Annotated in this window: 11 protein-coding genes; 10 read left to right on the forward strand and 1 reads right to left on the reverse strand. The window is 39.0% G+C overall.

Translation table 11 applies throughout. The annotated features are described in order from the left end of the window. Positions 1-843 precede the first annotated feature (843 nt). From atpH to ACFIMW_RS07100, 7 genes are all read left to right on the forward strand, one after another. Positions 844-1428 (forward strand): ATP synthase F1 subunit delta, encoded by a 585-nt coding sequence (atpH, locus tag ACFIMW_RS07070; RefSeq protein ID WP_375608609.1) that lies wholly within the window; start codon positions 844-846, stop codon positions 1426-1428. Then, positions 1428-2963: a F0F1 ATP synthase subunit alpha gene (gene atpA / locus ACFIMW_RS07075; RefSeq protein ID WP_375606583.1), complete on the forward strand. Its 1536-nt coding sequence runs from the start codon at positions 1428-1430 to the stop codon at positions 2961-2963. The genes atpH and atpA overlap by 1 nt, the downstream gene beginning before the upstream one ends. 20 nt (positions 2964-2983) lie before the next feature. Continuing rightward, positions 2984-3895, forward strand: a complete 912-nt coding sequence (locus ACFIMW_RS07080; protein WP_375608610.1) for a F0F1 ATP synthase subunit gamma — start codon at positions 2984-2986, stop codon at positions 3893-3895. 19 nt (positions 3896-3914) lie between these two features. Further along, positions 3915-5540, forward strand: a complete 1626-nt coding sequence (gene atpD, locus ACFIMW_RS07085) for a F0F1 ATP synthase subunit beta (protein ID WP_375608611.1) — start codon at positions 3915-3917, stop codon at positions 5538-5540. A gap of 109 nt (positions 5541-5649) precedes the next feature. Then, the gene (atpC, locus tag ACFIMW_RS07090; RefSeq protein WP_375606580.1) at positions 5650-6066 is read left to right on the forward strand and encodes an ATP synthase F1 subunit epsilon; all 417 of its coding nucleotides are present in this window, start codon (positions 5650-5652) and stop codon (positions 6064-6066) included. A gap of 24 nt (positions 6067-6090) precedes the next feature. After that, positions 6091-7719, forward strand: coding sequence for an MFS transporter (locus ACFIMW_RS07095; protein ID WP_375608612.1), 1629 nt, complete (start codon positions 6091-6093; stop codon positions 7717-7719). A 30-nt stretch (positions 7720-7749) separates the two neighbouring features. Further along, a complete protein-coding gene (locus ACFIMW_RS07100; protein ID WP_375606578.1) occupies positions 7750-8757 on the forward strand; it encodes an HlyD family secretion protein in 1008 nt (335 codons plus the stop codon). A 701-nt stretch (positions 8758-9458) separates the two neighbouring features. On the opposite strand, the gene ACFIMW_RS07105 is transcribed toward ACFIMW_RS07100, so the two are convergent. Continuing rightward, entirely contained in the window at positions 9459-9743 is a 285-nt protein-coding gene (locus ACFIMW_RS07105; protein WP_375606577.1) for a hypothetical protein, read from the reverse strand. 851 nt (positions 9744-10594) lie between these two features. Here ACFIMW_RS07105 and ispG point away from each other — a divergent pair. From ispG to ACFIMW_RS07120, 3 genes are all read left to right on the forward strand, one after another. Then, complete coding sequence (gene ispG / locus ACFIMW_RS07110; protein ID WP_375606576.1) at positions 10595-11836, forward strand: flavodoxin-dependent (E)-4-hydroxy-3-methylbut-2-enyl-diphosphate synthase; 1242 nt, start codon at positions 10595-10597, stop codon at positions 11834-11836. A gap of 500 nt (positions 11837-12336) precedes the next feature. Next, positions 12337-13488 (forward strand): MFS transporter, encoded by a 1152-nt coding sequence (locus ACFIMW_RS07115; protein WP_375608613.1) that lies wholly within the window; start codon positions 12337-12339, stop codon positions 13486-13488. Positions 13489-14271: 783 nt separating this feature from the next. Beyond that, positions 14272-14682 carry a hypothetical protein gene (locus tag ACFIMW_RS07120; RefSeq protein WP_375608614.1) on the forward strand — a complete coding sequence of 137 codons (411 nt, stop codon included), beginning with the start codon at positions 14272-14274 and terminating at the stop codon, positions 14680-14682. Positions 14683-15249 lie beyond the last annotated feature (567 nt).

Below are 15249 nucleotides of genomic sequence, written 5' to 3' on the forward strand. Positions count from 1 at the left end.
GCAGCCTTGTTTATAAGGATAATGCATTGTTTTGTATGTTGAATGAGAGTTTCGAATATCGTAAGCTTCTCTCGTTTCAAACCTGTGTATGTTAAATCAATCAAAATTATTCGCTTGTACATAACAAGCGGGAATTGAGTATGTGGAGTGAAACTATAGAAGATAAGGAGTAAAAGTGCTTCTTATGAATCGTCTCTAATGCCAAGGGCTGTCGCAATATTGGGAACTGGGCAAAGTGTGTGGTGTGGGGAACGCTTGTTTCTTCATAAGCGTAAAGATGGGGGCTCAATGGATTTACTGTTATACCATTTATGAGTGCTGTCATAAATGGGCTTGGGAGCTTTGAGAGATGTCTCTTTAAAACAAGCCTGTTAAATTGCAACCCAATGGCGTGCTGTTCTCGTGAGGGATGTAATCCCATTCTAGAACGCAATAAACAAAAGTGTGAGGCAATGCATAGTTGCTTCTCGCAAAAGCTCTTATGGTGATAAGAGGCTGATCTTTAATGTTAAGGAAGAACCGTTTTTTGGGGGTGGAAAGAGCATTGGGAGTAAAATTAAAGAGAGTGAAAAAAATCGCTCAGAGAATGTCAAAAAGAGGCATAAAAAAACTATGATGCCATCCTGTATATCTAAAAAAATGCTTTTTAAAAATATTTTGAATATTTTATTAAAATTTTTAAAAAGCAGCGATTTGTGGTGTTGCGAGTCAGTTATGTCTATGCTAGAAACCAAATGATTTTTGTTCTAAGTTTTAAGAAGAAGATTCTTAAAATAGAGAGTGTCTGTTTCATTTCATCTGATAACTATCAGAGAGTCGCTCAAGGGAAAGAGGCGGTATTTCGTGTCGGATTCATTTTCTCTCATACCGCTGCCGTTGGTAGATCAACGCTATGCGCAAGCGCTTTTTGATTGCGTTCAAGAAGCGGGGAACGTTGAAAAAGTTGAAAAGGCAGTGGAAAAAATTTTGCTTGTCTTGGAGCAAAATGAAGATTTAAAACGCTTTGTGCTCAGTCCATTCTTTTCAGTCAAAGAGCAAATTAAGGTGATGCAATCTATTTGTGAAAACATCAAATTTGCTGATAAAAACGCAGGACAGGTTATTGGTGATTTTTTACGCGTTATTGCAGAAAACCGTAGGCTTAGTGCCGTATTTGGTATTTTACATGCTTTTCAACGTTGTGTTGCACGCGCTCGTAATCAAGTAACAGCACAAATTATTTCTGCGCGCTCCTTAAGTTCTCAACAAAGACAAGAGTTGTGTGAGGCTTTGGAAAGTGTCGTCGGGGGAAAAGTTTTGCTACACATCATTGTGGATCCAACGATTCTTGGTGGATTAATCGTTCGTGTGGGGGCGTCTCAAATTGATACGTCCCTTCTAACAAAATTGTCTTCGTTTAAGCTTGCATTGAAAAAAGAGGTCAGCTGATGGATATTAGACCATCTGAAATTTCAAAAATTCTAAAAGAGCAAATCAAAAACTTTGACCAAAAGGCTGAGGTTTCAGAAATTGGTTGGGTTCTCTCTGTTGGGGATGGTATCGCCCGCGTTTATGGTTTGGATAATGTCCAAGCAGGGGAAATGGTTGCTTTTCCAAACGGTGTGCGCGGTATGGCTCTCAATTTGGAAATTGATAATGTTGGTGTGGTCATTTTTGGCTCAGATCGCGATATCCGTGAAGGGGATTGTGTAAAACGATTGGGTGCTATTGTGGATGTTCCTGTGGGTCCCGCTTTGCTTGGGCGTGTGGTTGATGCATTGGGAAATCCTATCGATGGTAAGGGACCCATTAAAGCAACAGAACGTCGTCGTGTTGATGTTAAGGCGCCTGGAATTATTCCGCGTCAGTCTGTGCATGAACCGATGTCGACCGGATTGAAAGCGATTGACGCACTCATCCCCATTGGACGGGGGCAGCGTGAATTAGTGATTGGTGATCGCCAGACAGGAAAAACAGCGATTTTGCTCGATACATTTTTAAACCAAAAGCCTTTTCATGAAAAAGAGGCTGGACGAGAACAAGACAAAGTTTATTGCATTTATGTCGCTATCGGTCAAAAACGTTCGACGGTGGCGCAGTTCGTTAAAGTTTTGGAAGAACGTGGAGCACTGGAATATTCTATTATTGTGGCGGCAACCGCTTCTGATCCAGCGCCATTGCAATTTATTGCGCCTCTTGCCGGATGTGCTATGGGCGAATATTTTCGTGATAATGGGCAACATGCTTTGATCGGTTATGATGACTTGTCAAAACAGGCGGTGGCTTATCGTCAAATGTCTCTTTTGTTACGTCGTCCTCCAGGTCGTGAAGCTTATCCGGGAGATGTTTTCTATCTTCATTCGCGTCTTTTAGAGCGGGCTGCGAAGTTGAATGCAGAAAATGGATCTGGGTCTTTGACAGCTTTGCCAGTCATTGAAACACAAGCAAATGATGTTTCCGCCTATATTCCTACAAATGTGATTTCGATTACGGATGGGCAAATTTTTCTGGAGACTAATTTGTTTTATCAAGGAATTCGTCCCGCTGTAAATGTTGGTCTTTCTGTGTCGCGTGTTGGTTCTGCTGCACAAATTAAGGCGATGAAACAGGTTGCCGGCTCGATTAAAGGTGAATTGGCGCAATATCGTGAAATGGCAGCTTTTGCGCAGTTTGGCTCTGATTTGGATGCGTCAACCCAGCGTCTGCTGAATCGAGGAGCACGCTTGACTGAGCTTTTAAAGCAGCCACAATTTTCTCCACTCAAAACAGAAGAACAGGTGGTGGTTATTTTCGCGGGTGTGAATGGCTATCTTGATTCTCTAGCGGTTTCTGATGTTGCGCGGTTTGAGCAGGGGCTTTTGGTGCTTTTGCGGAGTGATTATCAAGATCTCTTAAAGGCAATTGCCGAGCAAAAGCAGTTAACAGACGAGCTGAAAGATAAGTTGATGACGGTTCTTAACACTTATGCGAAAAATTTTTCGTGATGAATTAATGGAATGCTTGAATGGCCTCACTAAAGGATCTTAGAGACCGTATCGCTTCGGTTAAAGCAACACAAAAGATTACTAAAGCTATGCAGATGGTTGCAGCAGCAAGGTTACATCGTGCACAAGAGGCGGCGCAGTCTGCTCGTCCTTATGCGAAGAGAATGGCTGATATTTTGACCAGTGTCGCTGCTGATGTGGATGGTGTTGATGCGCCTGCTCTTATGCGAGGCACAGGGCGAGATGATGTGCATCTCCTGGTAGTATGTACTGCTGAGCGCGGTTTGTGTGGTGCTTTTAATGTGCAAATTGCTCGTCGTGCACGTGAACAGATTAAAGCACTGTTGGCATCTGGTAAAATAGTGAAAATTATTACCGTAGGTAAAAAAGGTGCGGATATTTTATCGCGTGATTACAAAGGTTTGATAATTGATCACATCGATTTGCATGCTGTAAAGCGAATTGGTTTTGCAGAGGCGGTGATGATTAGTCAACGGATTGTTGATTTATTCAATGATGGCGCTTTCGATGTCTGTACGCTGTTTTATTCTGAATTTGTTTCCGTCATTAATCAGCGACCGACAGCTTTTGGTTTGATTCCAATGATTGCTCCAAAAGCAGTTGTTGAGGCCATAGATGTTGTAGAGCAAACCGATCATAGTAAGGGATCTCAATCGATTGTTTATGAGTATGAACCGGATGCTGCTTCTCTTTTAGAGACGCTTGTGCCACGCAATCTTTCAGTGCAAATCTTTCGGGCTTTGTTGGAAAATGTTGCTGGTGAAATGGGCGCAAAGATGACGGCTATGGACAATGCATCGCGCAATGCAGGTGAAATGATTAATAAATTGACGGTGGCTTATAATCGTCAGCGTCAGGCACAGATTACGACAGAATTGATCGAAATTATTGCGGGCGCTGAAGCGCTTTAAATGGAAAAGGTAAGGATTGATGGTAAAAGCAGTAACCTCAAGCAAAGGAACAGAAAAAGGTGAAAAAAAGAAACCAGTTGCTCGTTCCAGCGTGAAAAAAGCCGCTTCGAAATCTCAAGCGGGTGTTAAGGCTTCGTCTGCATCTGCGCGTAGTGCAGCTAAAGATACGCCTGTAAAAAAAGATATATCCGCAAAAAAAGAAGAGCAGGCAAAAGGCGCTGTTGGTGTGATCAAGCAGGTTATTGGTGCTGTCGTTGATGTGCAATTTGAAGGCGCATTGCCAAATATTCTCAATGCTTTGGAAACAGAGAATTTAGGCAATCGTTTGGTGTTGGAAGTTGCACAGCATTTGGGTGAAAATACTGTGCGTACGATTGCTATGGATACAACTGATGGTCTGATGCGGGGCCAAAAGGTTGTGGATACAGGAACGCAAATTAGCGTTCCTGTAGGAGAAGCAACATTGGGACGTATTATGAATGTGATTGGAGAGCCGGTGGATAATGTGGGACCGATTCCTGCAACTAAAACGCGTTCTATTCACCAAGAAGCGCCTGAATATGTTGAGCAATCAACGGTTTCAGAAATTCTCGTCACTGGTATTAAAGTCGTGGATTTGTTAGCTCCTTATTCTAAAGGGGGTAAAATTGGCTTGTTTGGTGGTGCTGGTGTTGGAAAAACCGTTCTCATTATGGAACTTATAAACAATATTGCAAAGGCACACGGTGGTTATTCCGTATTTGCTGGTGTGGGAGAACGTACGCGTGAAGGAAATGATCTTTATTATGAAATGATCGAAAGTCGCGTGAATGTGAATCCAAGAGAGAATAATGGTTCAACGGAAGGATCAAAATGTGCGCTTGTTTACGGGCAAATGAATGAACCCCCAGGAGCACGTGCGCGTGTGGCTCTTTCAGGATTGACAATTGCGGAAAGTTTCCGTGATGAAGGACAAGATGTTCTTTTCTTTGTGGATAATATTTTCCGTTTCACGCAAGCAGGAGCTGAGGTGTCTGCTCTTTTAGGGCGTATTCCTTCTGCTGTGGGGTATCAGCCAACTTTGGCAACGGATATGGGGGCTTTGCAAGAACGTATTACCAGTACAAAAACAGGCTCTATTACCTCTGTTCAAGCGATTTATGTTCCTGCAGATGACTTGACAGATCCAGCACCGGCAACGTCTTTTGCCCATTTGGATGCAACGACAGTTCTTTCGCGCTCTATTGCTGAAAAGGGAATCTATCCAGCGGTTGATCCGCTTGACTCTTTCTCGCGTATGTTGGATCCATTGATTGTGGGGGAAGAGCATTATACGGTTGCTTGTCAAGTGCAAACTATTTTACAACGTTATAGGGCACTTCAGGATATTATTGCTATTCTTGGAATGGATGAACTTTCTGAAGACGACAAATTGCTGGTGGGACGGGCACGTAAAATTGAACGTTTCCTTTCGCAACCTTTCCATGTGGCGGAAGCCTTTACTGGTTCACCGGGAAAACTCGTCCCTTTAGAAGAGACAATCAAAGGTTTTAAAGGTCTTTGTGCTGGCGATTATGATGATTTGCCAGAAGCTGCTTTTTATATGGTTGGTTCGATTGATGAAGCACTTGAAAAAGGAAAGCGTCTTATGGCAGAGGCTTCTTAGTAGGAAATTTCTTATTAAGAAGAAAACTGTCATGAATATTTTGTCGTTAAAAAGGACGAGTCGTTGAAAAAAACGGAAAGTCCTTATATCGGGTATTGTGGAGACTTTTGTGGAAAACAATAGAGAAGAGCATTTTTTGTTTGAGCTTGTATCGCCTGAAAAAATTGTGTTTTCAGATCAGGTTGTGTCTGTTGTTCTTCCTTCAGCCTCAGGTTCTTTAACAGTTATGGCGCATCATGCGCCATTGGTGGCAAGTATTGTGTTGGGCAGTGTTCGTGTTCGCACTTCTTTAGGTGAGAAATTATTTGCTGTATGTGGAGGTGTTGCAAATATTACCTTTTCAGGCTGCTCTTTATTGGTAGAGCATGTTGTGGCTGTAGAGCATCTTTCTTTTGATGTATTAGAACAGCAGATTTTGCAAGTTCAAGCGACGTTAAAGGGGGGAGCAAGTGATGAGGATAAACATAAAATAGAAGCTTTTTTCCAGCAATTGTCAGCTGATGGTTCTTCGTTGATAGAGGCGTAGCAAGGGTAGACAGGAAAAGGTGACATGAGCGGGAAAAAGAGTACGGTTGTGTCTGCTAAAAGGAGCGGAAAACCTTTTCCTCGTCCTGGTCGTGTTTTTGCAGGGCCTTTGCCAAAGTGCTTTGTTTATATTTTGGCTTCTCTTATTTTGCAATGGGCTTATGGTTTAGGGGCTAATATTGTTCAGTCTAACATTGTCCATCTGACCGGTGATTTTCACGCAACTTTGACCGAGACAACATGGTTGGTAGCGGCTTATATGGCGCCAAATGTAAGTATAGCGATTATGTTGATCAAAATTCGCTATCAATTTGGGTTGCGCGCTTTTGCTGAATTATCAATCCTTGGCTTCGTTTTGGTTTGTGTTTTACAGCTCTTTGTTACGGATTTGCGTTCTGCATTGATTATTCGCTTTTTCGCTGGGATTGCTGCTGCACCTTTGGCTTCGCTTGCTCTGCTTTATATGATGGAGGCTTTTGCTCCAGCAAAGAAGTTTACTATTGGTCTTAGCTTGAATTATATGAATGCTGCTTTAGCGGCACCTTTATCACGTTTGATTTCTCCTGATTTGCTGGAACATGGTGGTTTTTCCAGTCTTTCCGCGCTGGAAATGGGATTGGTTCTCATCAGCTTGGTTTGTATCTATACTTTGCCCCTAACGCCTGTTGTTCGCAGTAAGGTGATTCAAAAGTTAGATTGGATAAGCTATGGTTTGATTGCTCTTGGTCTTGGATTAAATGCCGTGATTATGTCTGTTGGCATATTGTATTGGTGGTATGAAGCACCATGGATTGGTTGGGGGCTCGCACTTGCCATTTTCTCATTGGCTATTGCTATTATTATTGAGCTTAATAGAGAAAAACCGTTGATTGATCTCCGGTGGATTTTCAGTAAGGAAATGGTCCAATCTGTTTTTATTTTATTTATCTTTCATGTTTTCTTGTTAGAACGGTCAAATTTGCCCGTAGGCTTTTTTAATCTTTTTGGTTTGCTTAATCGTGAGATGGCGCCCATGTATCTTGCTGTGGTACTAGGTATTTTGTTAGGGGGAGCTGTTTGCGTCTTTTTTTTACGAGCGGGGCGTGAGGATTATTTTTATTTGTTATCTTTGGGTTGTTTGGCGCTGGGAGCTTATTTAGATAGTCGTGTAAACCATTTAACGCGTCCGCAAGATATGATGTTGAGCCAAGGATTGGTGAGTTTTAGTTATGCACTGTTTTTGCCGCCTGCTCTTTTCAAAGGGTTTGTGCTCGCTGGTGAGAGAGGTCCGCGTTATGTTTTAAGCTTTATTGCTGTTTTTTTGTTAACGCAAGTGACAGGGGGATTGATGGGGTCTGCTTTTTTTGGCAGCCTACAGTTTTATTTTGCCCATAAGAACTTTGAGTCTTTAACACAAAATATTGTTGTTACTGATCCACTTATTTCTGGTGAGATGAATACTTTGTTTTCGCCTTCTTATGGTGTCTCTGTTCCCAATGGCTTGGGGAATGAGCAGGGTACTTCTATGTTGATAGAAAAATTTAAGTTAACAGCAAATATTTTTGCTTATGATGACGTTTTTAGGCTTTATTTTTATATTTCAATGATTGCATTCGTTATTTTTCTTGTCACAATGATTGTTAAGTCATGCTCTTTGCGAGCATTAGAAAAGTAGAGTAATGTCATAGAAAGAGGGGTGCAAAAAATGATAAAAGCATTACGATCAAAAGCTACAATTATTGCATTCCTATCAGGTATTACGGGTGTTTTACTGATTTTATGGGCTTGGAGACTTCCTCCTTTTGTGAGTCACATCCAAATAACGGATAATGCTTCCATTAAGGGCAATGTTACGCTGGTTAGTTCACAGATCTCTGGGGTGATCGCGCGGATTTATGTGCAAGATTATCAACGCGTTGAAAAGGGAATGTTGCTCTTTGAGCTCGATGATTCTCTTTTTCGTCAGCAGTTTGCACGGGCACAGGCTATTCTCGATTCAAAAAATGCAAAACTAGCAAGTATTGAATTGCAAGCACAGCTTTTGCAGGGCGAAATTAATGCTGCAGAAGTCGAATTGGCGCGTTCACGAGCATTCTCCAATATTGTCCCTGAAAGTAAAAAGTTAGGTTTTGGTGATACGGCAAGTTCTGTTTCTCGTCCTCTTTCACAACTTTTGACGGCATTGGAAACAAAACGACAATTGCAAAAACAATTAAATCTTGAACGGCAAAGTTTACAGTCAGAAATTGCGGGAGCAAAGGTGAGTGTTGAGTTAGCAAAACTTAATCTCGATCACACAAAGATTTTATCTCCTCGAACAGGCTATATTGGATTAGTTGGAGCGCGGGTAGGGCAATATGTTATGCCGGGGACACAATTGGTCTCTGTTATTTCTGATGATATTTGGATTATTGCTAATTATAAGGAAACGCAACTTTCTCAGATGCGTGTGGGACAACCGGTTGTTTTTTCTGTTGATGCATTGAACAACAAAAAGTTAACAGGGCGTGTGGTTCGTTTTGCACCTGCTACAGGCTCAGAGTTTTCATTGTTAAAAACAGATACAACTATTGGTAATTTTATTAAAATTGCGCAACGTATTTCAGTACGGATTGCTTTAGATCCTGGGCAGGAAGGAATTGAAAAGCTCATCCCTGGGATGTCCGTGGTTACGTATGTAGATACTTCGCAACGGGTCGATTCTGGAGGATAAAATTTTGGGTTTTTTCAGTTTAATTTTTATGCCACTTTTTTATAGCAAGTGGGTATTCACGTTGGAAGATTTCGTTTGGTTTGTTATGATACATCTTTTAAAGCTCTTAAAGTTCTTATTTGTTATGCTGTAAAATAATGCTTTTTAGAACATTAAAGCGCATGCATTTTTAATCGTTTCTATTTCTTTTGAAGTAACTCAGTAGTAGAGGGATGGAATATTGAAAGCTGTGTGCCTGTAGTTTCTAGCAACATTGTCCTTTGAGGTGATACGAACCACATGGGTGGACAGCGGAAGAGTCTGCGAGATAAAAAGTTGGATTATCCTGTTATGCCGTAAAACAGCGTTGTTTAGAGCGGTGATATAAGGCATTACAAGCTTTACATATTAAGTGTTTTTTAGATATCGTGATCAGTATTCAGGGCAGGGCTTGTCTATCGCGCCTATAAAGTGAACCGCGTAAATGGTCAGTAGGTGAAGCCTGCCGAGAGATGCTGGACTGTTGACAGTCCGATGACTGGTAGGAATCTCCATTCTTTGAGGTGTGGGGAGCAAGTCAAAGACGGATGAGGCGGATGAAAAACTTATCCTTTTGGGAGAGGGCGTAAAGTTAGGAGGAAGACGTAAAGTTTATATTTTGTAAACCATAAAAATGCCCGTTTTGAGTCGGGCATTAAAAGGGGAGGTTGTTGCTTGTGTTATTAATTTTTACGGATCAGCAAGAAGCTTACTAAAACGACTCCTGCTGCTAATGCGAGGGTTTTTTTAGGATTTTCTTTCGCTTTTTTCTTTAATTCTGTAGCATGTTCGTTGAGGTGATAAAGTGCGTGACGGCCTTTTTGTTTCCATGTGTTAAACAGCTCAGAAATGTTTTCAAAGCTATCATTTTGAGAACTCCAATAATTTACGGGAACCAGCTCTCTTTTTAATTGTGCTATACGTTTTTTAATTTTAGCATTTTTTCTATGGGGTGAAAATAGACACATTTATTGACTCCTTCATATGTTAAATTGTTGCATGATCGTTGGAATTGTGTTTGGGGTTTTGCTATAACGGCTTGAAAATTGAAAGGTTGCATTGATCATGCCGCGCGTGGGTGAGATGATAGTTAAGAGTTTGGGTTTAATGAGGCATTTTTTAATGTACTCGAGTTCATTTCGTGATGGTGTTTGTTAAGGATGTAAGGTAAAAATTTTTACAAAATGGTGTAAGGTTCATTCATAAAGATGGTGGGCGATGTCTTCATTTTTTTGTTTGTTTAAAGTGTTGGGATAACTTTTGGCACTTGAAATAGTTTATAAGAAATTTTTATCTATCTATTCTCTTGTGGCTGTAGGGAGTGGCATTGATTGATTCAATTAAGAAGATTTAAAATGAGGAAATCTTACGATATTTGGGTTTGCCATTTAAATTTGTAAAAAATAGATTATTACAAATCAATATGTTGGATTAATTTGGCGATGTCTTTCATGCATTTTTAAAAATTGCGCTTTGTTAGGCGTTATCTGTTGTGTTGTAAAACACTGTTTTGTGATGACATTGATGTAAGGTATCGGCATGCAACTTAAAAATACAGTATTGTCTCTGTTTTGTTTCAGTTTCTTTTTGAAGCAACCAAGTGTAGAAGTATAAACTTGAACAGAAGTAGTAGAACTTATCCGGTGCGTCTATAGAATGAATCCACCTATGAATTGTATTGCATCAGTGTTAGTAGGTAGAACCTTTTGAGAGCAATCTGTTAAGATTGGTGGGCGGTGTAATTTTCGTCCTTTGAAGCGCGGAGGAAGTCGATATAAACGATGATTGATAGCGCAGGTTTTAAAAATTTGAGGACTTGATGAGTACGACCTATCCTTTATCTAAACCACTTGAGCGTCGTCGGTCTGTTGGTGTTGCTGTTGGTGATGTGATCGTTGGGGGGGAGAGCCCGATTGTTGTCCAGTCAATGACCAATACAGATACAGCGGATGTTGATGCAACTGTTGCGCAGGTTTCTGCTCTTTGGCAAGCTGGGTCTCAATTGGTTCGGATTACTGTTGATCGCGATGAAGCAGCAGCTGCTGTCCCAAAAATACGGGAGCGATTGGAGAGGTTAGGTTTTTTTATCCCATTGGTGGGGGATTTTCATTATATTGGTCATAAGCTTTTATCAGAGCATCCTGCGTGTGCTGAGGCGCTTGCAAAATATCGCATCAATCCTGGAAATGTTGGCTTTGGTGCAAAAAAAGATCGCCAATTTGCGGAAATTATAGAGATTGCTTGTCGGTATCATAAACCTATTCGCATTGGTGTGAATTGGGGTTCTCTTGATAATGCGTTGTTAACACGGCTTATGGATGAAAATGCACAGCAAGAAAAACCCTTATCTGTGGCTGAAGTGATGCGGGAAACTGTTGTTCAGTCGGCTTTGCTTTCGGCTGCTTTAGCAGAAGAGTTAGGATTGGGACGTGATAAAATTATTCTTTCTGCTAAAGTGAGTGATGTCCAAGATCTTATTGCTGTCTATATTGCCTTGGCAGAGCGTTGTGATTATGCACTCCATTTGGGTTTGACAGAAGCAGGGATGGGAACAAAAGGGGTTGTGGCTTCTTCGGTGGCTTTGGGCATTTTATTACAGCAAGGGATTGGTGATACGATACGAATTTCATTAACTCCTGAACCTGGTGGTGATCGAACACGAGAAGTCAAAGTTGCACAAGAACTTTTGCAAGTAATGGGGTTTCGACAATTTTTGCCTGTTGTTGCTGCTTGTCCTGGATGTGGTCGCACGACCTCGACAGTATTTCAGCAATTGGCACAAAAAATTGAAGCGGATTTACACAAAAATATGCCCGTTTGGCGTGAAAAATATCCTGGGGTTGAAAGTTTGAAGGTGGCTGTGATGGGATGTATCGTCAATGGACCGGGGGAGTCAAAACATGCGGATATTGGAATCTCTTTGCCTGGAGTGGGGGAAAGTCCAGCGGCACCTGTTTTTATTGAGGGACAAAAGGTAAAAACTTTGCGGGGTGATCACATTGCTGAAGAATTTGAAGCGCTTTTGAGTGATTATATTCATACACGCTTTGGGCAAGGTTGAGGTAAAAATCGCATAAGGTTGAAGTAAAAAGGGTGTATCGTTTTTTTAAACAAGCTGTCTTCAATGTGAAGAGGGTGCTGTTGTGTGCTGCTTTAGCTATGGTCAATACTGTTGTTGGTTGCTTATTATTTTAGGTAAAACCAGATGATATGCCTGTTTTAGAATGAGAAGCTTATGAAGGATATTAATGAGCTTGAGTGTGTTAAGACTATTAAGCAAAATGATATGAATACTTTAATAGATCCGTAAATGTTGTTGCTGGTTTTTGGGCTGCTTTTGAGACAGTGAAATATTTAGCGGATTTTGACAAATGTCAAATTATAGAAAGAACATTGTTTATTGATTTTTTAGGCATTTTCCCAGAATTTTTCGGGGTATCAAATTGATAGGATTGGAGATCCTTATAGCGGTTATTGCCCTATTTGTCGTGAAATATAAGCTTTTTATATTGATATAAAATGATGTATATGGTGCCTTTTTGGGTGTTATTGGGGGAATGCATGACCAGTATATTAGCATTTGGATTTTTATTTAACGGTATAAGAATTTTAACAGGTGCCTTTATTGTCTTTTATATGCTTGAAAAAGGGCTAACTCTTATTGATATCGGGATCATTAAGTCGTTTCAGGCTTTTATTATGATGGTTACAGATGTTCCTCTGGGATATTTTGCCGATAGAAAAAGTTATAAAATATCGATTGTTTTGGCAGCGGCTTTTGCTGCTACATGGCTATGTCTCATGGGATTTTCTACAAGCTTTTACGGTTTTCTTTTAGCAGAATCTTTTAATGCCTTATCACTGACATTGATTGCGGGGGCTTATAATGCTTTACTTGTTCAATATGCAAAAGCAAAAGTGACATCGACTAAAAAAGTGCTGGGAGCGAGCTCTCAATATAATTACATCGGCATGTTTATATTCAGTTTAATCGGTGCATATTTTGCTGATTATTCAAGCCAATATATATGGTATATCGCGGCGTTTTTAATGTTGATGACAACACTATTTGGTTTGTTTTTTCTTGATGACTTGAAGGGGGAGAAAAAACCAAATAAAGTGAATTCTCTCATTTGTGAAGCTAAGGAGATGTTGTCTATTTTTATTAAAGTTCCTTATATTTCTTTATGCTTTTATTTTTCATTGATCTTTTTCAATATATTCTCGCAGTATTGGCAGTGGATATTTAAAGATCATCATATTAATGTCACTTATTTTGATCTTGGTGTGACATTTTCGCTGATATTGTTCTCTCAGCTTTTGGCTAGTTTTCTCTTTACAAAACTAAGTGAAAGAATGAACTTTATTTTACTGTTGTTTCTTTCAGCTTCACTGATTTTTACCATTGCTTTTTTTGAACCGAAAAAAGAAATTGCTATCATTTTAGTCTGTATGATTTTTTATCTCATTAAGTATACATATCTTCGTGTAGAAGTTGTTTTGCATGATAGTATTAGTGATCATTTCAGGGCTACATATGAATCTTTCTTGTCAACCGTTGGAAGATTGAGCCTCTTGGTATTTTTTTACATGAGTGCGTATATGGTCGATATGTTTGGCTTTTTCTCGCTCGTTTATATTTTTGCTGTTTATTTATTGATTTACTTGTTGGCAGTGTTTTTTTTAGAAGGAAATCTCAAAAAAGCTCTGTGAGAATAGTCACTCATTATGATATGTGTTTTATAAGGTTTCATAGTGGATCAAGGCTTTGATTTATAAGTCTTATCATTGTTTTTCATGTTGAATGAGAAAGCTGAATATTGTCCGTTCTTCTTATTGCAAATCTATGTATATTAATCAAAATCATGTTTCTTGTACATTATAAGTGGGCGTGGTGTAAAAATCATAAAAAAGAAGTAAAAAGGCTTCTCATGAATATTCTTGAACGCTAAGAGTTGTTGGCAAGATGAGAAGCTGATAAAGAACATGATTGTACCGGATTATACGCTTATTTACGCTTGTTAAGGAATGGTGATAGTGCACAACAATTTTCCTGTTTTCGCTTATATTTTTCGGAAATGTCTTGCTACGCAGTGTTTAATAAGCGGGAGGACAATTCTAGCCTGTCCTAATCGGATTTCTTCATGATCGATTTTATTGTTGGTATAGTGAACGGATTTTACCATTGCTTTTTTTAAAATACACATCATCTTATTGAGATGTTTTCTTACATCTTTCATTCTTATTTAGGGTATTTTCTCTTTGGTTGCAGAGTGAACTCTGCATGTTCTGACGTTAGAAAATACTTTCAGATAGTAAAGAAAACCTATTTGTACGGATTTTGAATGATCCCTTCTTCTTGGAGAAATCATAAAACTAAAAACAGCAATATCGTTAAGTATAATTTGATATAAACAAAAATAAATAAATACATATTGATAAATTTAATAGAAATCTGTTAAGTCCTGCAAATTACAGTCATTAAAAGGTAAAGCGATGAAATCGTTATCTATAACGCCTATTATAACATTTATAACTCTTTTTTCTGTATTTGTATTGTTAGGATGTACGCGTGTAGATAGTCTAGAGCAGTACGATAGACTTTACGAAAAATATATCAGTGAAAATTACGGCGCTTTTGAACATTTTCAAAAGCATGAACAAGCAAAAAAATTTGTATACAGCCATGGCTATCAGAATATCGTACCAAAGTTTGACATTATACGGCATCGTCACATACTGATTGTTTTATGTGGACGTTTTGTTAATTTATTGCGTGGTGATTATAATGAATGGATATCAGCAGATATAGTACTCAGTATAATATCAAAAAATACAATAAAGTCAATATGTTGTTTGCAATTATTTTATATGAATCCACTCAAGAATCCATCTTTTTATACGTGATTCATTTGATCATTTTTTATATAAGATTGCCATGTATGAATAGACCATAAAAAGCAAATCATGATACAAATATTATATAACGCATGTGTGTATTCAAATAAAATGAAAAGCAGCTATCATTCATAACAGTTCATAAATTTTATGATACGTTTTTATCACAGCACAAATCACATTGTTTAAAAATTTAGTTGTTTGGAATTATCGATAACATACGTTTAAAGATCACATCTTGTTTTAATGATTGGATTGTTAATCGCATGATAAAAACACAAGATTTGCAGTCCTCAAAATTGGGGAGCGCAAAATCTAAAGTTGTTATAGTATCCTATAAGAAGGTAATCATTTAAAACTTTTATAAGCTTATAGATTTAATTTATAAAGATTGCATAAAAGGATTTAAAGACAAGATCGATTTTATAACCACGGTATTTTTTTACCGAGGTAGAAAATAAACAGATAATGAAATTCAAAACGTCATATCTTATAAATCAAAAGCCTTTTAATGAATAGATTGCAGGCTAGTCTTTAAGAATGGAACTATTCGCTTCCACAAAAAAATGGAGGCAA

Source organism: Bartonella sp. AC329YNZD, from assembly GCF_042196685.1.
Classification (GTDB): domain Bacteria; phylum Pseudomonadota; class Alphaproteobacteria; order Rhizobiales; family Rhizobiaceae; genus Bartonella.

Coding starts and splice junctions, on each gene's coding strand:
- atpA (WP_375606583.1), top strand. CDS start 1,428: ATGGATATTAGACCATCTGAAATTTCAAAAATTCTAAAAGAGCAAATC.
- ACFIMW_RS07080 (WP_375608610.1), top strand. CDS start 2,984: ATGGCCTCACTAAAGGATCTTAGAGACCGTATCGCTTCGGTTAAAGCA.
- ACFIMW_RS07100 (WP_375606578.1), top strand. CDS start 7,750: ATGATAAAAGCATTACGATCAAAAGCTACAATTATTGCATTCCTATCA.
- ACFIMW_RS07120 (WP_375608614.1), top strand. CDS start 14,272: ATGAAATCGTTATCTATAACGCCTATTATAACATTTATAACTCTTTTT.
- ispG (WP_375606576.1), top strand. CDS start 10,595: ATGAGTACGACCTATCCTTTATCTAAACCACTTGAGCGTCGTCGGTCT.
- ACFIMW_RS07095 (WP_375608612.1), top strand. CDS start 6,091: ATGAGCGGGAAAAAGAGTACGGTTGTGTCTGCTAAAAGGAGCGGAAAA.
- ACFIMW_RS07115 (WP_375608613.1), top strand. CDS start 12,337: ATGACCAGTATATTAGCATTTGGATTTTTATTTAACGGTATAAGAATT.
- atpD (WP_375608611.1), top strand. CDS start 3,915: ATGGTAAAAGCAGTAACCTCAAGCAAAGGAACAGAAAAAGGTGAAAAA.
- ACFIMW_RS07105 (WP_375606577.1), bottom strand. CDS start 9,743: ATGTGTCTATTTTCACCCCATAGAAAAAATGCTAAAATTAAAAAACGT.